The organism is Nocardia sp. bgisy134 (assembly GCF_965341865.1).
In the GTDB taxonomy this organism is placed as follows: Bacteria; Actinomycetota; Actinomycetes; order Mycobacteriales; family Mycobacteriaceae; genus Nocardia.
Genome location: NZ_CBDQZP010000017.1, coordinates 166,019 through 190,145 on the forward strand (window position 1 = coordinate 166,019; position 24,127 = coordinate 190,145).

The 24,127-nt window shown below is 70.1% G+C and carries 24 protein-coding genes; 21 read left to right on the forward strand and 3 right to left on the reverse strand.

Annotated features, from left to right (window positions below; all coding sequences use genetic code 11):
• Nucleotides 1-4: 4 nt before the first annotated feature.
• The 12 genes from ACRWNM_RS27280 to ACRWNM_RS27335 all read left to right on the forward strand — a co-directional run bounded on the left by ACRWNM_RS27280 (nt 5) and on the right by ACRWNM_RS27335 (nt 14,908).
• Nucleotides 5-2,212, forward strand: a complete 2,208-nt coding sequence (locus ACRWNM_RS27280) for a SulP family inorganic anion transporter (RefSeq protein ID WP_431970950.1) — start codon at nt 5-7, stop codon at nt 2,210-2,212.
• A 287-nt stretch (nt 2,213-2,499) separates the two neighbouring features.
• A complete protein-coding gene (locus ACRWNM_RS27285) occupies nt 2,500-4,734 on the forward strand; it encodes a SulP family inorganic anion transporter (protein ID WP_431970951.1) in 2,235 nt (744 codons plus the stop codon).
• A 112-nt stretch (nt 4,735-4,846) separates the two neighbouring features.
• On the forward strand, nt 4,847-5,278 hold the full coding sequence (locus ACRWNM_RS27290; RefSeq protein WP_431970952.1) for a TIGR02611 family protein: 432 nt from the start codon (nt 4,847-4,849) through the stop codon (nt 5,276-5,278).
• Nucleotides 5,275-5,889 carry a (2Fe-2S)-binding protein gene (locus ACRWNM_RS27295; protein WP_431970953.1) on the forward strand — a complete coding sequence of 205 codons (615 nt, stop codon included), beginning with the start codon at nt 5,275-5,277 and terminating at the stop codon, nt 5,887-5,889. The genes ACRWNM_RS27290 and ACRWNM_RS27295 overlap by 4 nt, the downstream gene beginning before the upstream one ends.
• A gap of 314 nt (nt 5,890-6,203) precedes the next feature.
• Complete coding sequence (gene thrS, locus ACRWNM_RS27300) at nt 6,204-8,264, forward strand: threonine--tRNA ligase (protein WP_431970954.1); 2,061 nt, start codon at nt 6,204-6,206, stop codon at nt 8,262-8,264.
• Entirely contained in the window at nt 8,261-8,842 is a 582-nt protein-coding gene (locus ACRWNM_RS27305) for an HIT family protein (RefSeq protein WP_431970955.1), read from the forward strand. The genes thrS and ACRWNM_RS27305 overlap by 4 nt, the downstream gene beginning before the upstream one ends.
• A gap of 53 nt (nt 8,843-8,895) precedes the next feature.
• Entirely contained in the window at nt 8,896-9,558 is a 663-nt protein-coding gene (gene pgsA / locus ACRWNM_RS27310) for a phosphatidylinositol phosphate synthase (protein ID WP_431970956.1), read from the forward strand.
• 70 nt (nt 9,559-9,628) lie between these two features.
• A complete protein-coding gene (locus ACRWNM_RS27315; RefSeq protein ID WP_431970957.1) occupies nt 9,629-10,588 on the forward strand; it encodes a phosphatidylinositol mannoside acyltransferase in 960 nt (319 codons plus the stop codon).
• On the forward strand, nt 10,585-11,709 hold the full coding sequence (locus ACRWNM_RS27320) for a glycosyltransferase family 4 protein (protein WP_431970958.1): 1,125 nt from the start codon (nt 10,585-10,587) through the stop codon (nt 11,707-11,709). The genes ACRWNM_RS27315 and ACRWNM_RS27320 overlap by 4 nt, the downstream gene beginning before the upstream one ends.
• A complete protein-coding gene (locus ACRWNM_RS27325) occupies nt 11,709-12,752 on the forward strand; it encodes an NUDIX hydrolase (RefSeq protein WP_431970992.1) in 1,044 nt (347 codons plus the stop codon). Before ACRWNM_RS27320 ends, ACRWNM_RS27325 begins: the two co-directional genes overlap by 1 nt.
• 457 nt (nt 12,753-13,209) lie before the next feature.
• On the forward strand, nt 13,210-14,130 hold the full coding sequence (pdxS, locus tag ACRWNM_RS27330) for a pyridoxal 5'-phosphate synthase lyase subunit PdxS (protein ID WP_431970959.1): 921 nt from the start codon (nt 13,210-13,212) through the stop codon (nt 14,128-14,130).
• Nucleotides 14,131-14,410: 280 nt separating this feature from the next.
• The gene (locus ACRWNM_RS27335) at nt 14,411-14,908 is read left to right on the forward strand and encodes a hypothetical protein (RefSeq protein WP_431970960.1); all 498 of its coding nucleotides are present in this window, start codon (nt 14,411-14,413) and stop codon (nt 14,906-14,908) included.
• Nucleotides 14,909-15,154: 246 nt separating this feature from the next.
• Here ACRWNM_RS27335 and ACRWNM_RS27340 read toward each other — a convergent pair whose 3' ends face one another.
• A complete protein-coding gene (locus ACRWNM_RS27340) occupies nt 15,155-15,766 on the reverse strand; it encodes a hypothetical protein (RefSeq protein WP_431970961.1) in 612 nt (203 codons plus the stop codon).
• A gap of 208 nt (nt 15,767-15,974) precedes the next feature.
• Between ACRWNM_RS27340 and ACRWNM_RS27345 the strand changes: the two genes are divergently transcribed.
• The 4 genes from ACRWNM_RS27345 (at nt 15,975) to ACRWNM_RS27360 (ending at nt 19,360) form a co-directional block, all read left to right on the forward strand.
• Nucleotides 15,975-16,793 carry an acyl-CoA thioesterase gene (locus tag ACRWNM_RS27345; protein WP_431970962.1) on the forward strand — a complete coding sequence of 273 codons (819 nt, stop codon included), beginning with the start codon at nt 15,975-15,977 and terminating at the stop codon, nt 16,791-16,793.
• 59 nt (nt 16,794-16,852) lie between these two features.
• Complete coding sequence (gene pdxT, locus ACRWNM_RS27350; RefSeq protein ID WP_431970963.1) at nt 16,853-17,503, forward strand: pyridoxal 5'-phosphate synthase glutaminase subunit PdxT; 651 nt, start codon at nt 16,853-16,855, stop codon at nt 17,501-17,503.
• Nucleotides 17,504-17,643: 140 nt separating this feature from the next.
• A complete protein-coding gene (locus tag ACRWNM_RS27355) occupies nt 17,644-18,477 on the forward strand; it encodes a C1 family peptidase (RefSeq protein WP_431970964.1) in 834 nt (277 codons plus the stop codon).
• A gap of 130 nt (nt 18,478-18,607) precedes the next feature.
• Nucleotides 18,608-19,360 (forward strand): YebC/PmpR family DNA-binding transcriptional regulator, encoded by a 753-nt coding sequence (locus ACRWNM_RS27360; protein ID WP_431970965.1) that lies wholly within the window; start codon nt 18,608-18,610, stop codon nt 19,358-19,360.
• 224 nt (nt 19,361-19,584) lie between these two features.
• Here the strand turns inward: ACRWNM_RS27360 and ACRWNM_RS27365 are convergent, their stop codons facing one another.
• Nucleotides 19,585-19,791 carry a DUF5988 family protein gene (locus ACRWNM_RS27365; protein ID WP_068066866.1) on the reverse strand — a complete coding sequence of 69 codons (207 nt, stop codon included), beginning with the start codon at nt 19,789-19,791 and terminating at the stop codon, nt 19,585-19,587.
• Nucleotides 19,792-19,865: 74 nt separating this feature from the next.
• On the opposite strand from ACRWNM_RS27365, the gene ACRWNM_RS27370 reads away from it, so the two are divergent.
• The 5 genes from ACRWNM_RS27370 (at nt 19,866) to ACRWNM_RS27390 (ending at nt 23,524) form a co-directional block, all read left to right on the forward strand.
• Nucleotides 19,866-20,372 (forward strand): O-acetyl-ADP-ribose deacetylase, encoded by a 507-nt coding sequence (locus ACRWNM_RS27370; RefSeq protein ID WP_431970966.1) that lies wholly within the window; start codon nt 19,866-19,868, stop codon nt 20,370-20,372.
• Between the two features lie 278 nt (nt 20,373-20,650).
• Nucleotides 20,651-21,220, forward strand: a complete 570-nt coding sequence (ruvC, locus tag ACRWNM_RS27375; protein WP_431970993.1) for a crossover junction endodeoxyribonuclease RuvC — start codon at nt 20,651-20,653, stop codon at nt 21,218-21,220.
• Nucleotides 21,217-21,822: a Holliday junction branch migration protein RuvA gene (gene ruvA / locus ACRWNM_RS27380; protein WP_431970967.1), complete on the forward strand. Its 606-nt coding sequence runs from the start codon at nt 21,217-21,219 to the stop codon at nt 21,820-21,822. Before ruvC ends, ruvA begins: the two co-directional genes overlap by 4 nt.
• A gap of 6 nt (nt 21,823-21,828) precedes the next feature.
• Complete coding sequence (gene ruvB / locus ACRWNM_RS27385; RefSeq protein ID WP_431970968.1) at nt 21,829-22,914, forward strand: Holliday junction branch migration DNA helicase RuvB; 1,086 nt, start codon at nt 21,829-21,831, stop codon at nt 22,912-22,914.
• A gap of 94 nt (nt 22,915-23,008) precedes the next feature.
• Nucleotides 23,009-23,524, forward strand: a complete 516-nt coding sequence (locus ACRWNM_RS27390) for a GtrA family protein (RefSeq protein ID WP_431970969.1) — start codon at nt 23,009-23,011, stop codon at nt 23,522-23,524.
• Nucleotides 23,525-23,542: 18 nt separating this feature from the next.
• Here the strand turns inward: ACRWNM_RS27390 and ACRWNM_RS27395 are convergent, their stop codons facing one another.
• Nucleotides 23,543-24,109 carry a DivIVA domain-containing protein gene (locus ACRWNM_RS27395; RefSeq protein WP_431970970.1) on the reverse strand — a complete coding sequence of 189 codons (567 nt, stop codon included), beginning with the start codon at nt 24,107-24,109 and terminating at the stop codon, nt 23,543-23,545.
• Between the last annotated feature and the right edge of the window lie 18 nt (nt 24,110-24,127).

Genomic DNA, 24,127 nt, shown 5'->3' on the forward strand with positions numbered 1-24,127 from the left:
AACTATGTCGACCGACACCGATCCCGCACCACGGACGTCGCAGCTCGCCCGCGTTCTACACCACGATGTCCCCGCCTCCGTCGTGGTTTTCCTTGTCGCCCTTCCTCTTTCGCTAGGCATCGCGGTCGCGTCCGGCGCGCCCGTCGCGGCGGGTCTGATCGCGGCGGTGGTCGGGGGCGTGGTGGCCGGGCTGCTCGGCGGCTCGGCAGTCCAGGTCAGCGGGCCGACCGCGAGCCTCACCGTGGTGGTCGCCGAGAGCGTCCACCATTTCGGCTGGGCGGCAACCTGTTTCATCACCGTAGGGGCGGGTGTGTTGCAGATCTTGTTCGGGCTCAGCCGGATCGCGCGCGGAGCACTGGCTATCGCCCCGGTGGTGGTGCACGGGATGCTGGCGGGCATCGGCGTGATCATCGCGCTGCAGCAGGTGCACGTGCTGCTAGGCGGCGCGTCGCTGAGTTCGCCGTTCCAGAGCCTGATCCAGCTACCGCACCAGCTGATGTCGGTGCACCAAGGCGACCTGTGCGCGGGTCTGGTGGTGATCGCGATCCTGATCGTGTGGCGCTTCCTGCCGCGCCGGGTGCGCACGGTGCCCGGCCCGCTGGTGGCGGTGGTGGCGGCGACGGTGCTTTCGCTGCTGCTGCACAGCCACGTGGATCGAATCGTGTTGAGCGGCTCGATGTTCGACGCCATCGGTCTGCCCGCGATCCCCGCGAGCGGCTGGTTCGCGGTGGCCGTCACGATGATCACGATCGCGCTCATCGCCAGCGTCGAGACGCTGCTCTCGGCGATGGCGGTGGACAAGGTGCGGCTGGGCAACCGGACCGACCTCGACCGCGAACTGATCGGGCAGGGCGCGGCGAACGTGACCTCCGGCCTGCTCGGCGGCCTGCCGATCGCCGCGGTGATCGTGCGCAGCATCACCAATGCCCATGCGGGCGCCCAGACCAGGGCCGCGACCGTTCTGCACGGACTCTGGGTGCTGGTCTTCGCGGTGGCGCTGGCCGGGCTCGTGCAGCAGATTCCCAAGGCGGCGCTGGCCGGTCTGCTCATCCTGATCGGCGTGCAACTGATCAAGCTGGCGCACATCCGGTTGGCCGTGCGCAACGGCGACCTGGCCGTCTACCTGGCGACGGTGCTCGGGGTGGTGTTCCTGAATCTGTTGCAGGGCATGGCGATCGGGCTCGCGCTGTCGGTCGCGCTGCTGCTGTGGCGGGTGGTCAGGGTGACGATCGTGGCCGAGCCGGTGGCGCACGCGCGGCGCTGGGTGGTCACCATCGACGGCACCTGCACTTTCCTCGCGCTCCCGAAGCTCACCGCGGAGCTGGCCAAGGTGCCCCCCGGCGTCCCGGTGACGGTCGAGATGACGGTCGACTTCCTCGACCACGCCTCCTACGAGCTGATCACCGACTGGGCGCGGCAGCGCGAAGAGCACGGCGCCGCAGTCGATTTCGCTGAGATCGGCGCCGCGCGGATGGCGGCGGTGGTGCACGGCCCGCCCGAGCGCGGCCACGCGCGCAAGGTGCTCGAGGAGGTGATCGGTCCGTGGCGGCGCACCGGCAGCCGGGTGGACCGGATCGCCGCCGGCATCGTGGCCTATCACCGCGGCCACGCGCACCTCATGCGCCCGCACCTGGACGGCCTGCGCAACCGCCACGACGCGGACTCGTTCTTCCTGACCTGCGCCGACGCCAGGATCGTGCCCAACGTCATCACCAACAGCGGCCCCGGCGACCTGTTCACCGTGCGCAACGTGGGCAATCTTGCGCCGGTCGGCGGCACCGACGTCTCGGTCGAAGCCGCGCTGGTCTACGCGCTCGAACAGCTGGACGTGCGCGCGGTGGTGGTGTGCGGGCACTCCGGCTGCGGCGCGATGGAGGCGCTGCACCGGGAGGTGCAGGCCGGGCCGGGGCTGGGGGACTGGCTGGCGCATGCCAGGCCGACGCTGGAGCGATTCCGGCTCGGGCATCCGGTCGGCGAGGCCGCGGCGCTGGCCGGGTTCGGCGAGGTCGATCAGCTGGGCATGGTGAATGTGGCGGTGCAGTTGGAGACGCTGCGCGCCTATCCCGCCGTGCGCCGCGGGATCGAGCAGCGCGGGGTGGTGGTGTCCGGCCTGTTCTTCGATATCGCGACCGCACGGGTCATCGAGGTGCGGGTGGACGGAATCGCGGAGTTCGACGATGCGGGCAGCCATCCCGCGGCCGAGCCGGTCTGAGTCAGCGGAGCGGATTACGAACGGAAGGGGCTGTGCGACGGCGTATTTGGATGAAGTTGTGAACGATTTCACACCGAAATCGCGATATAGAAAGTGACACTTTCATCGCAGTTCTCAGGCTTTGCTAAGTCTTTACCAATACCCTTGACCAGGTTTACATCTCGGCCCGGTGCCGTGTCGGGAACTGCTTCACCGCGAGATGCCGGTTCGCGGTCTATTGCCCTGCTGGACATGTTGATCGTCAACCGACCTCGGCGCCTCGGCGTCGAGTCGGCGAAGGAGAAGTCATGGCTGTCGAGAGCGATCTCGCTCCACCGCTGTCCCCACCCGCGCAGGGCCGAGGCCCTGGCGCTCTGTCCGATCGTCTGAGATCCGTCTTGCGCCACGATCTACCTGCGTCGATCGTGGTCTTCCTGGTCGCGCTGCCGCTGTCGCTCGGCATCGCCCTCGCCTCCGGCGCGCCCGTCGCCGCCGGCCTCATCGCCGCCGTGATCGGCGGCATCGTCGCGGGTACCCTCGGCGGCTCGGTCCTGCAGGTCAGCGGTCCGGCCGCGGGCCTGACCGTCGTGGTCGCCGAGTCCATCGACAAGTTCGGCTGGCGGGTCACCTGTTTCATCGTGGTCGCCGCGGGTGTGCTGCAGATCATCTTCGGGCTCAGCCGCATCGCGCGCGCAGCACTCGCTGTCGCGCCCGTCGTGGTGCACGCGATGCTCGCGGGCATCGGTATCACCATCGCGCTGCAGCAGATCCACGTGCTGCTCGGCGGGGCGTCGCACAGCTCGGCCTGGAACAACCTCGTCGAGCTGCCCGGTCAGCTGATCTCGCTGCACGGCGGCGACGCGCTGGTCGGCGCCGTGGTGATCGCGGTGATGCTCGGCTGGCGGTTCGCGCCGGAGAAGATCCGGGTCGTGCCCGGCCCGCTGGTGGCGGTGTTCCTCGGCACGCTGCTGTCGATGGTGCTGCCGACCGAGGTCGAGCGCATCGTGCTCGACGGCTCGCTGTTCGACGCCGTCGGATTGCCGCAGATCCCGGACGGCGGCTGGTCCGCGGTGGCGATCATGGTGCTCACCATCGCGCTGATCGCCAGCGTGGAGAGCCTGCTCTCCGCCGTCGCCGTCGACAAGATGCACACCGGACGTCGCACCAACTTCGACCGTGAGCTGATCGGGCAGGGTTCGGCCAATGTGTTGTCCGGCCTGCTCGGCGGCCTGCCGGTCACCGGTGTCATCGTGCGCAGCGCCACCAATGTCCACGCCGGCGCCCGCGGCCGTGCCTCGGCGATCATGCACGGCGTCTGGGTCCTGCTGTTCTCGGTGGCGCTGGCCGCTGTCGTGCAGCAGATTCCGAAGGCCGCGCTGGCGGGCCTGCTGATCGTGATCGGCATCCAGCTGGTCAAGCTCGCCCACATCAAGCTGGCCCGCCGCACCGGCGACCTGCTGGTCTACGCGGCGACGATCCTCGGCGTGGTCTTCCTGAACCTGCTCGAGGGCGTGATGATCGGTCTCGCGCTGGCCTTCGGCCTGCTGCTGTGGCGAGTGGTGCGGGTGGCGATCACCGCCAAGCAGATCCCGCAGTCGCAGCGCTGGCTGGTCACCATCGACGGTTCCTGCACCTTCCTCGCGCTGCCGAAGCTGTCCGCCGAGCTGGCCAAGGTGCCCGCGGGCGCCGATGTGACGGTCGAGATGACCGTCGACTTCCTCGACCACGCCGCGTTCGAGGCCATCGAGGAGTGGGTGCGTCACCAGGAACACGGCGGCGGCAGCGTCGAGTTCGTGGAGATCGGCAGCGTGCGGATGGCCGACGCGCTGTCCGGACCGCCCGCGCGCGGTTTCGGTCGCGCGGTATGGGACGAGATTCTCGGGCCGTGGCGGCACGAGGACGAACACCCCAACCCGCTCGCCGCGGGCGTCGCGGCCTTCCACCGCAGCCACGCGCACGTGGTGCGGCCGCACCTGGACGGGCTGGCCGACCGGCAGGATCCGGACTCGTTCTTCCTGACCTGCTCCGACTCCCGCATCGTGCCCAATGTCATCACCAACAGCGGCCCCGGTGATCTGTTCACCGTCCGCAACGTCGGCAACCTGGTGCCGGAGGCGGGTGACGCCTCGGTGGAGGCGGCGCTGGTGTTCGCGCTCGAGGAGCTCGACGTGCGTTCGGTGGTCGTCTGCGGTCACTCGTCCTGCGGCGCCATGAAGGCGCTGTACTCGGGCGCGGACACCGGTCCCGGCATCGGGCCGTGGCTGGCGCACGCGCATCCGAGCCTGGACAGGTTCCGTGCCGGTCATCCGGTGGCCGAGGCCGCCCGCGTCGCGGGTTACGGCGAGGTGGACCAGCTGAGCATGGTGAATGTCGCGCTGCAGCTGGAGACGCTGCACCGGCACCCGGCGGTGCACAGGGCGGTGCTCGCGCGCGGCGTCCGTGTCTCGGGTCTGTTCTTCGACATCGCCAACGCGCGGGTCATCGAGGTGACGGTCGACGGGCTGGCCCACATCGATGACGCGGCCGTGCCCGCGCTGGTCTGATCGATACGCAGGGACGACCCGTGGGAGCCGCCTCGGTTCCCGCGGGTTTTCTCCGTGTTTGCCAGCGTGCGATCGCGATGCCAGGTGCCGGCGTTCTCGTACGCTGGCTGATGTGAGTGCCGAGCTGGACCAGAGACCGACCGACGAGCCGACCGGGTGGCGCGCCTTCCGCACCGGAGTCGCCAACCGGCCTACGCTGAACCTCGCCTACCGGATCGGTGTGGCGGTGATCGGCGTTCTGGTGCTGACACTCGGCATCCTGGCGATCCCGTACCCCGGTCCCGGCTGGGCGATCGTGTTCGCCGGACTCGGCATCCTCGCCACCGAATTCGCCTGGGCGCGCCGGGCGCTGGCCTGGCTGCGGGACAGGTACCGGCAGGGTATGGCCTGGTATGCCTCGCTGGGCGTGGCCATGCGGGCGACCGCGGCAATAGCCACTGTGTTGCTGGTGGTCGCGACGCTCTGGGTTCTCGGCACGTTCGGATTGGTCGGCGGCTGGATCGGAGTCGAATCGGAATGGTTGCGCAGTCCCCTGGCGTGGTGAGCACGGTCCCCGGCACGACGCTCACGCGGCCGGACTGGCTGACCGCGCGGATCGCGGAGATGGGCCGGTCCTGGGGTACCTCCTCGCCGCGTATCGCGGGCACGCTGTGGTGGTGCATGGTCGCCTCCGCGCTGGTGGAGCCGCTGGCGCGCGCCGCGGCGACGGGGCCGCCGCGGGAACCGGCGCTCGATCGCATCGACTGCGAGATCCGCCCCGACGGCGGCGTCGAGCGCGTCCGGATCGCCGCCTGTGACGCACCCGACGCCGCGCGGTCCGCGGCTGTCCTGCGGGAGACCCTGGCCGTGGTGATCCCGGCCGTGGCCGCCGTGTCCGGGGCAGGCGTGCCCGCGCTGTGGGCGATCGTCGCCGACGCGATGGGCAACCGCGCCCTGGACGCGGGCGACGGCGAAGCGGGAGCCGAGCTGGCCGCGCTGGTGGGCGGGAAGCTGCCCGCGCCGCGCTTCGTGACGATCGGCGGCCGCACCTTCGTCCGCCGGATCTCCTGCTGCCTCGTCTTCGAGATCCCGGGCTGCGAGATGTGCACGAGCTGCCCCAAACGCCCCGTCGCCGAACGCGAGGCGCTGCTCGCGAAGCTCGCCGCGGAGTCCTGATCCGGTCCGCTCGCGGCGGCGATATTCGAGTTGCGCGCGCACGGATGTGCTGCAAGATGGGTGCCGACACGCCGACAACGAGCTACCCCACGGCGACACCAGGTTTCGCGAGCACACCGACCCCGCACCGGATACGCCCAGAACCCGGCGGGGAACACGGCCACCGGCTCGTGCGGCCAGGCCCGAGGCGCTCGCGACCGGCGCGAATCGCGCGTCGGCGGGACCGCTAGCATTGGTCGCGCCGGAGCGATTGCCGCCCGGTGCCGCCGCGCGGGAACAGGCCCGCCCACGTAAACGCCAAGGAGAGCGCAGCCGTGACCACCTCAGCCCCGATAAGCCCAGCCACCCTCGTCCGGGTGCAGGCCGGGACTACGGCGGGCGCCGCGGTGCGCGAGGCGGGTCTGCCGACCAAGGGACCCGATACCGTCGTCGTGGTGCGCGACGCCGAGGGCGCGCTCAAGGACCTGTCCTGGATTCCGGACACCGACGTCGAGGTCGAGGCGGTCGCCGCGAACACCGAGGACGGCCGTAGCGTGATCAGGCACTCCGCCGCGCACGTGCTCGCCCAGGCCGTGCAGCAGGAGTTCCCCGAAGCCAAGCTCGGCATCGGCCCGCCCATCAAGGACGGCTTCTACTACGACTTCCGGGTCGACCGCCCGTTCACTCCCGAGGATCTGGCCAAGCTGGAATCCCGGATGAAGAAGATCGTCAAAGGCGCGCAGCGCTTTTCGCGTCGCGTGGTGGAGATCGACGAGGCCCGCGTCGAGCTGGCAGGGGAGCCGTTCAAGCTCGAGCTGATCAGCGACAAGTCCGGCATCGACGACCCCGAGGTCATGGAGGTCGGCGGCAAAGAGCTGACCGTCTACGACAACCTGGATCCGCGCACCGGCGAGAAGATCTGGGGCGACCTGTGCCGCGGCCCGCACATCCCCACCACCAAGTTCATCCCGGCCTTCAAGCTGACCCGCAGCTCGGCCGCCTACTGGCGCGGCGACCAGAACCGCGAGGACCTGCAGCGCATCTACGGCACCGCCTGGGAATCCCCGGAGGCCATGGACGAGCACCTGCACCTGCTCGCCGAGGCCGAGCGCCGCGATCACCGCAAGCTCGGCCTGGAACTGGACCTGTTCAGCTTCCCCGACGAACTCGGCTCCGGCCTCCCGGTGTTCCACCCCAAGGGCGGCATCATCCGCAAGGAGCTCGAGGAGTACTCGCGCCGCCGCCACGTGGCCGCGGGCTACGAGTTCGTGAACACCCCGCACATCACCAAGGGTCATTTGTTCGAGGTCTCCGGCCACCTGGACTGGTACAAGGACGGCATGTTCCCGGCCATGCACCTGGACGCGGAGCTCAACGAGGACGGCACCGTCCGCAAGCCCGGCCAGGACTACTACGTCAAGCCGATGAACTGCCCGATGCACAACCTGATCTTCCGCGCCCGCGGCCGGTCGTATCGGGAGCTGCCGCTGCGGCTGTTCGAGTTCGGCTCGGTCTACCGCTACGAGAAGTCGGGCGTGGTGCACGGCCTGACCCGGGTGCGCGGCATGACCCAGGACGACGCGCACATCTACTGCACCAAGGAGCAGATGCACGCGGAGCTGACCGACACGCTGCGCTTCGTGCTCGATCTGCTCAAGGACTACGGCCTGGACGACTTCTACCTGGAACTGTCCACCAAGGACCCGGAGAAGTCCGTCGGCTCCGACGAGATCTGGGAGGAGGCCACCGAGACCCTCTCCAAGGTCGCCTCGGCCTCCGGCCTGGAACTGGTGCCCGATCCGGGCGGGGCGGCGTTCTACGGTCCGAAGATCTCGGTGCAGGCCAAGGACGCGCTCGGCCGCACCTGGCAGATGTCGACCATTCAGCTCGACTTCAACCTGCCCGAGCGCTTCAACCTGGAATACACCGCCTCCGACGGCACCAAGCAGCGGCCGGTGATGATCCACCGCGCGCTGTTCGGCTCCATCGAACGCTTCTTCGGCGTGCTCACCGAGCACTACGCGGGCGCCTTCCCCGCCTGGCTCTCGCCGGTGCAGGTCGTCGGCATCCCGGTCGCGGAAGCCTTTGCGCCGCACCTGGATCGGGTGATCGAGCTGCTGCACGACCAGGGCATCCGCGCCCAGGTGGACCGCAGTGACGACCGGATGCAGAAGAAGATCTTCAACAACACCGCGCAGAAGGTGCCGTTCATGCTGCTCGCAGGCGAGCGCGACGTGAACGCGGGCGCGGTGAGCTTCCGCTTCCGGGACGGCACCCAGGTCAACGGGGTGCCGGTCGCCGACGCGGTGGCCACCGTCGTGGCGTGGATCGCGCGCCGCGAGAACACCTCGCCCACTGCCGAGGGGTTCGAGATCGTGTCGGCGGGCCGGGCATGACCGCGGACGGGCTGTACGGCTTGGACGACACGGAGCAGGGGAACATCGTGGACATCGGCGCGGGCGACCCCGATCGGCTGCAACGAATCTGGACCCCGTACCGGATGTCGTACATCACCGAGGCCGCGGGATCCCGTCCGACGGACGCCACCGGACACCCGTTCACCGACATTCCCAAGATGTCCGACGAGGACGGCCTGATCGTCGCCCGCGGTGAGCTGGTGTACGCGGTGCTCAACCTGTACCCGTACAACCCCGGGCACATGATGGTGGTGCCGTACCGCAGGGTGGCCAACCTGGAGGACCTCACCGAGGCCGAGAGCGCCGAGCTGATGGCGTTCACGCAGCGGGCCATCCGGGTGATGAAGAGCGTCTCGCGCCCGCACGGCTTCAACGTCGGGCTCAATCTCGGCGGCATCGCGGGCGGCTCGCTGGCCGACCACCTGCACCAGCACATCGTGCCGCGCTGGGGCGGCGACGCGAACTTCATCACCGTGGTCGGCGGGGTCAAGGTGATGCCGCAGTTGCTGCGCGAGACCAGAGCCCTGCTCGCCGCCGCGTGGAAGGAGACGGAGTGAACCACCGTCGCGCTGCGTCGTTCGTCCGAACCGACCGGGCGCGGGTGTAGCCGGTGCTGAGCTTCTTCGGCCGCGAGACGTTCGCCAAGGCCACCGCTCCGCTGGGCAAGGCGCTGGTGCGCACCGGCCTGACGCCGGACGCCGTCACCCTGATCGGCACGGCCGCCTCGATCACCGCCGCGGTCACGCTCTTCCCGACCGGTCACCTGTTCTGGGGAACGATGGTGATCTGGTTGTTCGTCATGTTCGACATGCTCGACGGCGCCATGGCGCGCGCCCGCGGCGGCGGCACGAAATACGGTGCGGTGCTGGACGCCACCTGCGACCGGGTCGCCGACGGCGCGATCTTCGGCGGCCTGGCCTGGTGGGCGGTGTACCACGAGCACAGCAAGTGGCTGTTCTTCGCCACCCTGGTGGTACTGGTGACCTCGCAGGTGATCTCCTACGCCAAGGCGCGCGCCGAGGCGAGCGGCCTGTCCGCCGACGGCGGCATCATCGAGCGCCCCGACCGGCTGATCATCGTGCTCGTCGGCGCGGGCCTCACCGGGCTCGGCGGTCACTGGGGAATCGAGTGGCTCACCTGGGCGGTGCACGTGGCCATGTGGATCCTCGCGGTGCTCAGCATCGTGACGGTGTTCCAGCGGGTGCTCGCGGTGCGCAATTCGCCCGGCGCGCGCGAGGTGATCCCGCCCGCCGCGCCGCAGGAGGCGCGGTGAGCGCGCCGGAAGTCCGCGCACTGGTCCAGGTTTTCGGTCGTATCGTCGGTGGTGTGGGATCGGGGGAGCGGTGAGTATCGCGGAACGGTTGAGCGACGCCGGATACGCGACGGGCTGGCGACTGGTCCGTGCGCTTCCGGAGGGCGCGGCGCGCAGGCTGTTCGACTGGGGCGGCGAACGCGCGGCGCGCAACGGCGGCCCGATCCAGTTGCGGCGCAATCTGGCCCGCGTGCTCGACGTGCCGCCGGAGCAGGTGCCCGACGACCTGATCCGGGCGAGCATGCGCTCCTACGCGCGGTACTGGCGCGAGGCGTTCCGGCTGCCGACGATGGATCATGCGGCGCTGGGCAAGTCGGCGCGGCTGCCGGTGGACGGACTGGAGCACCTGGACGCGGCGCTGGCCGAGGGGCGCGGCGTGATCTTGGTGCTGCCGCATTCGGGGAACTGGGACATGGCCGGGATGTGGTGTGTCCAGAACTACGGCGGTCTGACCACGATCGCCGAGCGCCTGAAGCCGGAGTCGCTGTTCGAGCGCTTCGTCGCCTACCGGGAGAGCCTCGGTTTCGAGGTGTTCCCGCTGACCGGGGGCGAGCAGCCGCCGTTCGGCGTGCTGGCGGATCGCCTGCGCGACAACAAGATCGTCTGCCTGATGGGCGAGCGCGATCTCACCGGTCGCGGAGTGCCGGTCACCTTCTTCGGTGAGCGCACCTGGCTGCCCGCGGGGGCGGCCAAGCTGGCCGTCGAGACCGGCGCCGCGCTCGTGCCGGTGCACGCCTGGTTCACCGTCGCCGACGACGACGTGGAGGCCTGGGGCCTGAAATGCGAAGAGCCGGTGGATGTCTCGGGTGGCGTGGCGGCGGCGACGCAGCTGCTTGCGGACCGTTTCGCCGCCAACATCGCCGCGCACCCGGCCGACTGGCACATGCTGCAACCGCTGTGGGAGAGCGATCTGTCCGAGGAACGCCGGGCCAGGATCGCCGCAGCGCAGACCGAGCTGGCGGCACAGAACGGCAGAGACGAGGCCTCGTGAAGATCGGCATGGTCTGCCCGTACTCGTTCGACGTGCCCGGCGGTGTGCAGGCGCATGTGGTGGACCTGGCCAGGGTGCTCATCGAGCGCGGGCACCGGGTGAGCGTGCTCGCGCCCGCCTCGGAGGGCACCGCGCTGCCGGAGTTCGTGGTCTCGGCCGGACGCGCGGTGGCGATTCCCTACAACGGCTCGGTGGCCCGGCTCTCTTTCGGGCCCATGGCCTACACCAGGATCCGCCGCTGGATCGACGGCAACGATTTCGACGTGCTGCACATCCACGAGCCCAACGCGCCGAGCCTGTCCATGCTCGCGCTCAAGATCGCCGAGGGCCCGATCGTCGCGACGTTCCACACCTCGACCACGAAATCCTTGGTGCTCAGCACTTTTCAGGGCGTGCTGCGGCCGTACCACGAGAAGATCAGCGGCCGGATCGCGGTCTCGGAGCTGGCCAGGCGCTGGCAGGTGGAGGCGCTCGGCTCCGACGCGGTGGAGATTCCCAACGGCGTCGACGTCACCGCCTTCGCGCGTGCGCCGATGCTGCCCGGTTACCCGCGGGCGGGCGGTACGGTGCTGTTCCTCGGCCGGTACGACGAACCGCGCAAAGGCATGGACGTGCTGCTCGGCGCGCTGCCGGAGCTGGTGCGCCGCCACCCCGACGTGGAGATCCTGATCGTCGGGCGCGGTGACGAGGAGCGACTGCGCCGCGAGGCCGGGCCGAACGCCGGGCACCTGCGCTTTCTCGGCCAGGTCTCCGACGAGGAGAAGGCCTCGGCCATGCGCAGCGCCGACGTCTACGTGGCGCCGAACCTCGGCGGCGAGAGCTTCGGCATCATCCTGATCGAAGCCATGGCCGCGGGCACCGCCGTGGTGGCCAGCGAACTCGACGCGTTCCGCCGGGTACTGCGCGACGGAACCGCGGGCGTGCTCGTCCCCGTCGGCGATTCGGCTCGGCTTGCGGCCGCGCTGAACTCCGTGCTGACCGACGAGGTGCGCAGGGAATCGCTGGTGCACACCGCGAATCAGGTGGTCGGCGAATACGACTGGCCCGTGGTGGCCGAGCAGATCCTGCGCGTGTACGAGACCGTCACCATCGGCGACATCCGGGTGCGTGCCGCCGGATGATCACCTTCTCGGCCACAACGGTCCTCGTTCTCGCACTCGTCGCGGCCATCGTCGTCGCGATCGGCCTGTGGGCCTACTCCACGGCGAACCGGCTGGACCGGCTGCACGTGCGCTCCGACCAGTCCTGGCAGGCGCTGGACTCGGCGCTGGCGCGGCGGGCGGTGGTCGCCCGCGCGGTGGCGATGGCGATCGCGGGCCCGGTCTCCGATCCGGCGCTCGCCGACCAGGCCAAACGCCTGTCCGGCCTGGCCGATCGGGCCGAACGCGCCGGACGCGCGGAGCGCGAGACGGTGGAGAACCAGCTTTCCTCGGCGCTGTCGGCCGTCGATATCGCGCAACTGCGCCCGCAGCTGGTCGCCGAGCTCGCCGACGCGGAGGCCAGGGTGCTGATCGCCCGGCGCTTCCACAACGACGCGGTCCGCGACACGCTCGCGCTGCGCACCCGCCGTCCGGTGCGCCTGCTGCACCTGGGCGGCACCGCGCCGCTGCCCACGTATTTCGAGATCACCGAGCGCGCGACTCCCGCCGCGTCGACCGGTCTCTCGGTGGACACCATCCGGACGTCGGCGCGGATCGTGCTGCTCGACGAGCAGAACCGGGTGCTGCTGATGCGCGGTAACGATCCGAAGACCCCGCAGGTCTCGTTCTGGTTCACCATCGGCGGCGGGGTGGAGCCGGGGGAGACGCTGCGCGCCGCCGCCGTGCGCGAACTGTGGGAGGAGACCGGGCACCGCGCCGATACGGAGAGCCTGCGCGGTCCGATCTGGCGGCGCGTCGCGGTGTTCCCGTTCGACGGGCAGCTGATCCGCGCCGAGGAGCTGTTCTTCGCGCTGCGGGTGCGCGGTTTCACGCCCGACCCGGGCAGCCCCACCGTGATCGAGCGTCGATCCATCACCGGGCACCGGTGGTGCGCACCCGCCGACATCGCCGCCATCGACCGGTCCGGCGAGACCGTCTACCCCTACCACCTCGACGAACTGCTCCCGGAGGCCGCCACGATCGCGGCCGGATCCGACGATCCCGAGGTCCGTTCCATCCGCTGAGCCCACTTGACGCGCCTGTGATCTGCTTCACGATCGTGATAGCTTCGTGACTGGATCGCGCCCCGGCGGGTATCCGGATTCGGTGCTCCTCGACGGTGCGGAGCGTTTCCTGTCTGGTGTTGGAGGTAGCTAGTTCATGTCGTATCTGCTGTTCGATTTCCTTTTGCCGATCGTCGGTCCGGCGGCCGCCGAGTACTGGGCACAGCTGCTGGTGGTGAACCCGATCTGAGTCCGGTGGACCCGGCGATTCCGTGAGTGCGCCGGCTCGCTCGGCAGCGGAGGGTTCGCCGGGATCCGGCGGGTGATCCCCGGCGGACATGGCGTACGTCACGTCGCGCCCAGCTGGACCCCGAGCCGATCTCGGCACCAGTCCAGTGGCCCTCGACTGGCTATCAAGTGGCTTTCTCGACCCACTTAGAATGAGGTCGTTTCGTTCCGCGCGACTTGATAGGCGCACATGACTCAGGAGTTTGCCGTGACCACGCCCGAGACCACCAACACCGTCGGCACCGCCCGCGTCAAGCGCGGCATGGCCGAGATGCTCAAGGGCGGGGTGATCATGGACGTCGTCACCCCCGAGCAGGCCAAGATCGCCGAGGACGCGGGCGCGGTGGCGGTCATGGCGCTGGAGCGGGTGCCCGCCGACATCCGCGCCCAGGGCGGCGTGTCCCGGATGAGCGACCCCGACATGATCGAGGGCATCATCAGCGCCGTCTCCATCCCGGTCATGGCGAAGGCCCGCATCGGCCACTTCGTGGAGGCGCAGATCCTGCAGAGCCTCGGCGTCGACTACATCGACGAGTCCGAGGTGCTCACCCCCGCCGACTACACCAACCACATCGACAAGTGGAACTTCACCGTTCCGTTCGTCTGTGGCGCCACCAACCTGGGCGAGGCGCTGCGCCGCATCACCGAGGGCGCGGCCATGATCCGCTCGAAGGGCGAGGCGGGCACCGGCGACGTGTCGAACGCGACCACCCACATGCGCCAGATCCGCCAGGAGCTCCGCAAGCTCGCCGCGCTGCCCGCCGACGAGCTCTACGTCGCGGCCAAGGAGCTGCAGGCCCCCTACGAGCTGGTCCGCGAGGTCGCCGAGACCGGCAAGCTGCCCGTCGTGCTGTTCACCGCGGGCGGCATCGCCACCCCGGCCGACGCCGCCATGATGATGCAACTCGGCGCCGAGGGCGTGTTCGTCGGCTCGGGCATCTTCAAGTCCGGCAACCCGGCGCAGCGCGCCGCCGCCATCGTCAAGGCCACCACCTTCTACGACGACCCCGACGTGCTGGCGAAGGTCTCGCGTGGTCTCGGCGAGGCCATGGTCGGCATCAACGTCGAGGAGATCGCGCAGCCGCACCGGCTCGCCGAACGCGGCTGGTGAGGCGTACCTCCGCCTCCGCTCCGGTCGTGCGCGGACATTCGACGGACTCCGTCCGGTAGCGCTGATCGGGGCCGCGGCACCTGCCGCACTTGCCTTTTCGTCACGCCCGGTCCCAGGCTGCAGCCTGGGACCGGGCGTTTTGGTTCGCGCGTCTTTGGACTCTTCGGCCCGCCACAACGCGATCTCAGAGTTCCCACAGAGCCGCTGAGTAGGTTTCGATGCACGGCGAACTGCACGGGTCGCCGGTGACGTCGTCCGATTCGAACGCAAAGGACCTGAGTTGAAGCTTCGCAAGACCGGAAGAGTCGCGATCGCAGGCCTGGCCGTCGCGGCCGCGCTGAGCATGACGGCGTGCGGCAGCGACGACAAGAGCGAGGATGCCAAGCCGGTCCGCACCACCACCAGCGCCAAGGCCAGTGCCGCGGCGAACGTGCCGCCGGTGCCGAGCGTGGAGCAGTTGAACACGCAACTGCAGCGGGCGCTCGATCCGGCGGTGCCGAACCAAGAGAAGCTGGCGATGATTCAGGGCGCCGAGGCCGATCCCGAGCTGCCGGGCCGGCTCGCGGAGGCCTACGGGCAGACCGGTGCGAGTGTCGTGGTGACCGAGGTGACCGCCTTCGGCGACACCATCAACGCCAAGGCCAAGATCGTGCTCAACGGTCAGGAGAACATCGCGGACGTGCCGTTCGTCGCCGAGAACGGCACCTGGAAGGTCCAGAAGGCGTGGGCTTGCGGAATGCTGACCAACCTCGGTCAGCAGTCGGCCGCCTGCGCCTGACAGCGCTGATCCGCCCGAGCGCGGATCGTGCCGCACACGTCTCGGCGGACGAGTGGCACACAAGGTCGGGGGTGGCGGAAGCTCCGCTACCGCTGTGTGTGCCACTCGTCGAACATCGCCGAATCCCCAGTCCGCCAACGACACCCGGTCGCGTCTCGCGGCCGGGTGTTCGCTTTCCGTCCCGGCGCGGCGCGGGAATCCAGCCGTCTCGCCATGCGGCGCAACGAGTTCTGCGGACCACCCAGGTCAGGTGCGGCTCAGTGCGGGGCGGTCGGGATGGTCCCAGCGCGCCGAAAACGTGGGGATCTCGGGATTCTCGCGGTCGTAGCGCAGCAGGGCCGGGATGGTCCAGTGCTCGTCCGGCGGCGTCCGGCGGCGCAGCGCCGCTTCGCTGAGGTCGAGGCGCACCGTCAGGTCGAAGGCGAGATCGCGGCCGAGGAGCATGGGTCCGGCGAGGAACAGCACCAGATCGGCGGGGGCGGCGCGGACGGCGGTGCGGGCCGACCGGTCGGCGGCCTCGTCCCACAGCGCGGGCAGCCAGCGGCCGTGCTCGCGCAACGCGCCGACGACCTCGCGGCGGACCGCGTCGTAGTCGAACCACGCTGTGCGGTAGGAGTATTCGTCCTCGCGTCCGAACTCCATGCGCAGCGAGGCGGGACGCACGTAGTCGTGCAGGGAGACCACCTCGGCGGACCGGCCCGTTCCGCGCAGTCGTTCGGCGGCGCGCCGCGCGAACGCGACGGGCTGTGCGGCGTCGGCCGCGTCGACGGCGATCAGACGGCGGCCGGGCAGCGCCCCGACCCGGTCGACGAGCAGGTCGGCGAGGCCGTCCTGGGTGATCGGCACGAACTGCGGCACCGCTCCATCACAGCAGACCCGCCGCGGGGATGCTCCGCGCCCTCCGCGCGGCCACGATCGCCCGCGCGGAGGTCGCCGCGGCGAAGGCGCTCGGTGGTGTGACCGGCGCGACATCCCCGGCGCCGCCCGCGAATTCCGGGCGTCCGCTCGCGCGACTGGACCGGTGGCCGAACGGGGGGAATCGGACGCCCCGGGTTAACCTCAGCGCATGGCGACAATCGAAGAGGCATTGGAGATCGAACGCCTGGAGCGGGACATCTTCCGTGGCGCGTCCACGAAGACCCAGCTGGCTCGCACCTTCGGCGGTCAGGTCGCCGGGCAGGCCCTGGTATCGGCCGTGCGCACGGTGGAGCCGCGGTTCCAGGTGCATTCGCTGCACGGGTACTTCCTGCGTCCGGGCAATCCGCAGGAACCCACCGTGTACCTGGTGGAGCGGATCCGCGACGGCCGGTCCTTCTGCACCCGCCGGGTCACCGGCGTGCAGGACGGCGCGGCGATCTTCACCATGTCGGCTTCGTTCCACGTCGGCGACGAGGGCCCGGAGCACCAGGACGTGATGCCCGAGGTGGCGGGGCCGGAGAACCTGCCCGACGCGCAGACCTCGATGAGCCCGGAACGGCTGTGGGCGATGCGCGAATGGGAGCACTGGGACATCCGCACCGTGCCGCCGGAGTCGGTGTCGCGCCGCGACGGCGTGGTCTCCCAGCAGCAGGTGTGGTTCCGCTACCGGCACCCGCTGCCCGACGACCCGCTGTTCCACGTGTGCACGCTCGCCTACATGAGCGATATGACGCTGCTCGGCTCCTCCAAGGTCACCCACCCCGACGAGCCGACCCAGGACGCGTCGCTGGATCACGCGATGTGGTTCCTGCGCCCGTTCCGCGCCGACGACTGGCTGCTCTACGACCAGGCCTCGCCCTCGGCCGGTTTCGGTCGCGCGCTCACCGGAGGCAGGATCTTCAACCGCGAGGGCACACTGGTCGCCGCGGTCGTCCAGGAGGGACTGATCCGTACCCCGCGGACGTGAGGGCAGGCGACGGCGACCGTGAGCGCGCCCACAGCGGCCGGGCTCGTAAGCTCGGCGACGTGAACGCATCATCGGTCGCCGCACCCGCAACGGAGGCGCGGCAGACGTCGTCTCGGCCCACCATCGGCGTTCTTGCTCTGCAAGGCGATGTGCGCGAACACGTCTCGGCGCTCGAGCACTGCGGCGCGCAACCGGTGCTGGTGCGGCGGGCCTCCGAGCTGGCCGCCGTGGACGGGCTGGTGCTGCCCGGCGGCGAGTCGACCGCGATCAGCAAGCTGCTGGAGGCCTTCGAGCTGCTCGAACCGCTGCGCGCGCGGCTGCGCGAAGGCATGCCCGCCTTCGGTTCCTGCGCGGGCATGATCCTGCTCGCCTCGGAGGTGCTCGACACCCGTCCGGACGCGCAGCATCTGTCCGGCATCGATATGACGGTGCGCCGCAACGCCTTCGGACGCCAGGTCGACTCCTTCGAGACCGACCTGGACTTCGCGGGCCTGGACGACGGCCCGGTGCGCGCGGTGTTCATTCGCGCGCCGTGGGTCGAGCGGGCGGGTGAGGGCGTCGAGGTGCTGGCGACGGTGCCCTCCGGTCCGTTTGCCGGTCGCATCGTCGCGGTGCGCCAGGGCAAGGTGCTCGCCACCTCCTTCCACCCCGAGGTGACCGGTGACCTGCGGGTGCACCGCATGTTCGTCGAGTTGGTCCGCGCTGCGTAGTTCGCGCGGGCAGCGCGGGCGAAACGGGTAACCGAGTACTCGCGTTTCGGCGCGACGGGCGGTGAATCATCGCTTCCATCCGGGCGATCCCGACCGACCCGGACGTGGTGGCGACACCACCCGACGAACGAAGCGCGAACATGACCGAAGTCATCCCCGCACCCAGTGCGGGCAAGCAACAACCGGTGCCCGCAGAGGCCCGGATCTGCAATCTGGTCCCGTCCCGCGACACCGAGCGGGATTGGACGTTCGCCGACGCCGTGGCCGTCGGCGCGCTGGGCGCCGTCGGCGCGCTGCCGTCCTCGGTGGACCTGCGCCGCGACTGGTGGACCATCGGCGATCAGGAGGACACCGGGTCCTGCGTCGGCTGGGCAACCGGCGACGGACTGATGCGCTACCACATGGTGACCGCGACCAAACTGAGCAGCGACCGCCGCGTCTCGCCGCGGTTCGTGTGGATGGCCTCCAAGGAGACCGACGCCTTCTTCCAGCGGCCGGAGACCTTCATCGAGGGCGCGGGCACCGAGCTGAAGGCGGCCGTCGAGGTCTGCAAGAAGTACGGCGCGGTCGAGGAGTCGTGGCTGCCGTTCCACATCCAGACCAAGATGTACCGCGGCCAGGAGAACACCTTCTGGGCGCATGCGGCCACGCTGCGCATCGCCTCGTATTTCAACGTCGGCAAGAACCTCAAGCAATGGCGGACTGTGCTGGCCGACGGTCGCCCGATCCTCGCCGGGTTCATGGTCGACGACACCTGGGACAGCGCCACCGACAACGGCGGCTTCCTGGAGGAATTCGCGCCGGGCACCGAACGCGGCGGGCACGCCGTGGCCATTGTGGGCTACCTGCCCAGCGGGCACTTCATCGTCCGCAACAGCTGGGGCACCGCCTGGGGCGACAAGGGCTTCGCCTACGCGTCGCCGAAATACATCGAGGGCGCCTTCTTCCCCGAGGCGTACGTGGTCTCGCTCTGAGTTCTGGGCGCGCCGGGCGGGACGGGCGAGTCCTGCCCCGGTCGCACGAGGGAATGGGGGCCGAAGCCGTGCCGACGGCGTCTACTAGGCTGGTGGAGTTGTCCGTAAACCGACCCGAAGGAAGTAGGGAATGAGCGGCCACTCCAAATGGGCCACCACCAAGCACAAGAAGGCCGCGATCGACGCGAAGCGGGGCAAGCTCTTCGCGAAGCTGATCAAGAACATCGAGGTGGCGGCCCGCACGGGTGGCGGTGATCCGGACGGCAACCCGACGCTGTACGACGCCATTCAGAAGGCCAAGAAGTCGTCGGTCCCCAACGACAACATCGAGCGTGCCCGCAAGCGCGGCGGCGGCGAAGAGGCCGGCGGCGCCGACTGGCAGACCATCATGTACGAGGGCTACGGCCCCAACGGCGTCGCGGTGCTCGTCGAGTGCCTCACCGACAACCGCAACCGCGCCGCGGGCGAGGTGCGCGTCGCGATGACCCGCAACGGCGGCAACATGGCCGACCCGGGCTCGGTGGCCTACCTGTTCCATCGCAAGGGCGTCATCACCCTGGAGAAGAACGGCCTGTCCGAGGACGACGTGCTGATGGCCGTGCTGGACGCGGGCGCCGAGGAGGTCAACGACCTCGGCGAGTCGTTCGAGGTCATCAGCGATCCGAGCGATCTGATCGACGTGCGCAAGGCGCTGCAGGCGGCCGGGATCGACTACGACTCCGCCGAGTCCGGCTTCCAGCCCTCGGTGTCGGTCGCGGTCGACGCCGACGGGGCGCGCAAGGTGTTCAAGCTGGTCGACGCGCTCGAAGACAGCGACGACGTGCAGAACGTCTACACCAACGTGGACATCTCCGACGAGGTCCTCGCGCAGCTGGACGACTGATCCGTCACGACGACGAGCCCCGGCCGGGAACGCGGCCGGGGCTCGCCCGTTTCCGGGGTCGGCCGACCTGCTCGCGGTAGTACTCGGCCATCGACGGAATTCGGCAGACGGCGTCGGCGCATCACTCGATCGGGCGCGTCGGGTCGTCCACATCGGCGCGCCGGATGCGACCGCGCGGTACCCACGGGCGACCGATCGGGATCGCCACGCGGGGCACCCCGGGGCTATTCGGCCACTTTCGTGCGGTCACACCATTCGTAGACGGTCAGGGGACCCGACTCGGTGTCGGCCTGCCGCTGGGTGACCTTGAAGTGTTCGTAACCGCCCTTGAAGGGGATTTTGAGCTCGATCCCCGGCGGGGTGATGGGAACGATCCGCTCCGGCAAGTCCGCGGGCCCGCCTTCGAGGATGGCTTTCGCACCGTTGCTCATCAACCGATGGTAGTTCCGGGAACGCCGCGGCCTCGGTATTTTCGCGGGACCGCACGGCGCGGGAGAATCATCGCATGGTCTCCCTCGAGTTCGTGCGCGGCGACATCACCGAGCAGGCGGTCGACGCGGTGGTGAACGCGGCCAACTCCTCGTTGCTCGGCGGTGGCGGCGTCGACGGCGCCATTCATCGCAAGGGCGGTCCCGAGATCCTGGCCGCGTGTCGCGACCTGCGCGCGTCGCGCTACGGCAAGGGCCTGCCCACCGGCAAGGCGGTGGCCACGACCGCGGGCCGGTTGCCCGCCCGCTGGGTCGTGCACACGGTCGGCCCGGTCTGGTCGGCGGGTGAGGATCGTTCCGAGCTGCTGGCCTCCTGCTACCGCGAATCCCTGCGCGTCGCCGATGAACTCGGGGCCCGCACTGTCGCCTTCCCCGCCATCTCCACGGGCATCTACGGCTGGCCGATCGAGGACGGCGCACGCATCGCGGTCGAGACCGTGCGCGCGGCCGAGACCGCGGTGTGGACCGTGCGCTTCGTGCTCTTCGACGAACGCGCCTACACGGCGTTCGCCGCGCAGGCCTAGGCGGTTCTCCACCTTCGCTCCGGCCGTGCGCGGGCTGGAGACGGGCTGCGCCCAGCAGCGCTTGTCAGCCGCCTCGCTCCGGCTGTCGGGGCTCTCGGCGGACGGGTCGGCAGCGCCCGCGGTGTGTCCCTGGCACTGGCTCCCGCTGTGCCCGGGCTGCTGGGCAGACGGCGCCCGCAGCGTCGTCCACGGGGTCACGAATCGTGTCGCTGGTGACCGGGAGCGCCGCGCTCCGTTAGACTCTCGAACAGTTGTTCGTGTCTGGGAGAGGGGAATTCGTGCGGGTGATGGGCGTCGACCCCGGGCTCACCCGGTGCGGCCTCAGCATCGTGGAGGGTGGGCTCGGCCGCAAAGTCACCGCGCTCGACGTCGATGTGGTGCGCACCCCCGCGGACATGGATCTGGCGCAGCGGCTGATGCGCGTCGCCGACGCTGCCGAGCACTGGATGGACACCCACCGGCCCGCCGCGGTCGCGATCGAGCGGGTGTTCGCCCAGCACAACGTGCGCACCGCCATGGGCACCGCCCAGGCGGGCGGCGTGATCGCGCTGGCCGCGGCGCGGCGCGGAATCCCGGTGGCCTTCCACACGCCGAGCGAGGTGAAGGCCGCGGTCACCGGCAACGGCACCGCCGACAAGGCGCAGGTGACCGCGATGGTCACCCGCATCCTCGGGCTGCGGGTGGCGCCCAAACCGGCGGACGCGGCTGATGCGCTGGCATTGGCGATCTGTCATTGTTGGCGGGCGCCGCTGCTGGAGCGGATGGCCGAGGCCGAGGCCAAGGCGGCCGAGGCACGGCGGCGCTACACCGAACGGCTGGCGGAACAACGGAAGGCGGTGCGCGGGTGATCGCGTCGGTACGCGGCGAGGTGCTGGAGATCGCACTCGATCACACGGTGGTCGAGGCGGCGGGCGTCGGCTACCGGCTCAACGCGACCCCCTCGACGCTGGCCGCGCTGACCCGCGGCGAGGAAACGCGCCTCTACACGGCGATGATCGTGCGCGAGGACTCGATGACGCTGTACGGCTTCGCCGACACCGAGGCGCGCGACCTGTTCGGCCTGCTGCAGACGGTCTCCGGCGTCGGGCCGCGCCTGGCCATGGCCGTGCTCGCGGTGCTCGAGCCGGAGGCGCTGCGCAAGGCGCTGGCCGAGAGCAATGTCGCGGCGCTGACCAGGGTGCCCGGCATCGGCAAGCGCGGCGCCGAGCGCATGGTGGTGGAACTGCGCGACAAGGTGAACCTCGTCCCGGTGCAGGCGGGCCCGCCGGGCAGCGCTCCCGCTCCGGTGCTCACCCCCGTGCGCGAGCAGGTCGTCGAGGCGCTGACCGGGCTGGGTTTCCCGGCCAAACAGGCCGAACAGGCGGTCGACACCGTGCTGGCCGACCAGCCCGCCGCGGGCACCTCCACCGCACTGCGCGCCGCGCTCTCGCTGCTCGGCAAGAACCGATAGGCCACGATGGACCACGACGACACCGGCGCGGCCGAATCCCCGGTCAGCGCAAGCTATCTGAAGTCCGACGGTGAGATCGAGGCGAGCCTGCGGCCGAAGTCGCTCGACGACTTCATCGGCCAGCCCCGGGTCCGCGAACAGCTCGCCCTGGTGCTGCGCGGCGCCAAGCAGCGCGGCGGTACCCCCGATCATGTGCTGCTTTCGGGCCCACCGGGGCTCGGCAAGACCAGCATGGCGATGATCATCGCCGGTGAACTCGGCACCGCGCTGCGCATCACCTCCGGTCCGGCGCTGGAGCGGGCGGGCGATCTGGCCGCCATGCTCAGCAACCTGGTCGAGGGCGACGTGCTGTTCATCGACGAGATCCACCGCATCGCCCGCCCCGCGGAGGAGATGCTCTATCTGGCCATGGAGGACTACCGCGTCGACGTGGTGGTCGGCAAGGGGCCGGGCGCGACCTCCATCCCGCTCGACATCGCCCCCTTCACCCTGGTCGGGGCCACCACCCGCTCCGGCGCGCTGACCGGCCCGCTGCGCGACCGCTTCGGCTTCACCGGTCACATGGACTTCTACGAGCCCGACGAGCTGCTGCTGATCCTTCAGCGCTCGGCGCACATCCTCGGCGTCGGCATCGAGACCGACGCGGCCGCCGAGATCGCGGGCAGGTCGCGCGGCACGCCGCGCATCGCGAACCGGTTGCTGCGCCGGGTCCGCGACTACGCCGAAGTGCGCGCCGACGGACTGGTCACCCGTCCCATCGCGCAGGCCGCGCTCGAGGTCTACGACGTGGACTCCCTCGGTCTCGACCGCCTGGACCGCGCGGTCCTCGGCGCACTGGTCCGCAGCTTCAACGGCGGCCCGGTGGGCGTCTCGACCCTCGCGGTCGCGGTGGGTGAGGAGGCCGCCACCGTCGAGGAGGTCTGCGAACCGTTCCTGGTGCGCGCGGGCATGGTGGCGCGGACGCCGCGCGGGCGCGTGGCGACGGCCGCGGCCTGGGAGCACCTGGGCTTGGTGCCGCCGCCCGACCTGGTGTTCGGCTCGATCGAAGTCCGTGGCAGAGAACCGCATCCGACCCTGGACCTTTTCGACTGATCGGCGGGGGCGAACATCAGGTGAACGCCTTGTCTCGCCGATGCCGGGATCCGCGCGATCGGCGGGCTCGGACCCGCACCGATAGAGTCGGGACATGACGGTGGTTCAATCCGTGCTCGACCACATCCCCGAGCCGTATCGCAGCAAGGCGATCGAGCACCGGGAACTGCTCAAGTTCGCGACGGTCGGCGCCATCACGTGGTTCATCGACACGGGCGTCGTCTACGCCACCAAACTGACGGTGCTCGGCGAGAAGCCGCTCACCGCCCGCCTGCTCGGCGTGCTGATCGCCACCATCGCGTCCTACATCCTCAACCGCGAGTGGTCGTTTCGCACCAGGGGCGGGCGTCAGCGCCACCACGAGGCCGCGCTGTTCTTCGCGGTGAGCGCGCTCGGCATCGGCGTCACGATGATCCCGCAGGCGATCTCGCTGTACGTGCTGGATCTGCGGGTGCCGCACGTGGGACCGGTGACCCAGGCGGTGGCCAACTTCATCACCGGTCAGATCCTCGGCGTGCTGCTCGCCATGGCCTTCCGCTTCTGGGCGCTGCGCCGCTTCGTCTTCCCCGACGACCTGCGCGAGGCCGAATTGCACAGCATCCAGGGCTGATTCGACCGTCGGCGTCCGTCAGTGGCGCGCTTTCTCGAGCGCGGTGACCACCAGATCGAGGAACGCGTCGACCTCGTCGCGCTGGTATCCGCGGCTGCCGAGGCGCGCCTCGGTGAAGCGGACCGCGCGCACGTCGCCGACCGTGAGACAGCCGGGCCCGCCGTGCGCGAGGGAGGCCGCCACCAGGTCGAGGAAGGCGTCCACCTCCTCCTCGTGGTAGCCGCGGCGGCCGACGGGAGACTGAGTGAACCGCATGCGGTGCACGTCGTCGGGAGTGAGCAGGGGAGCGGGACCGGGTCCGGTGCCGCCCGCGGGCACCGGCCGCGTGCCGTTCTGGCGGTGTTCGAGCTCGGCGCGCACCCGGTCCAGGAATTCGTCCACCTGATCGGCCTGGTAGCCGCGCCCGCCGAAACGGGGCGTGCCGAAGACGACGTGGCGGATGTCGTCGGCGGTGAGTGCGCCCTGACCGTCGAGGGTGGCGGCGACCAATTCCATGAACGCGTCGACCTCGTCGGCGTGATAGCCGCGATGGCCGACCGACGGCATGGCGAAATGGATTCGGCTCACGTCCTCGGGGGTCATCATCCGCGACATTGTGTCAGG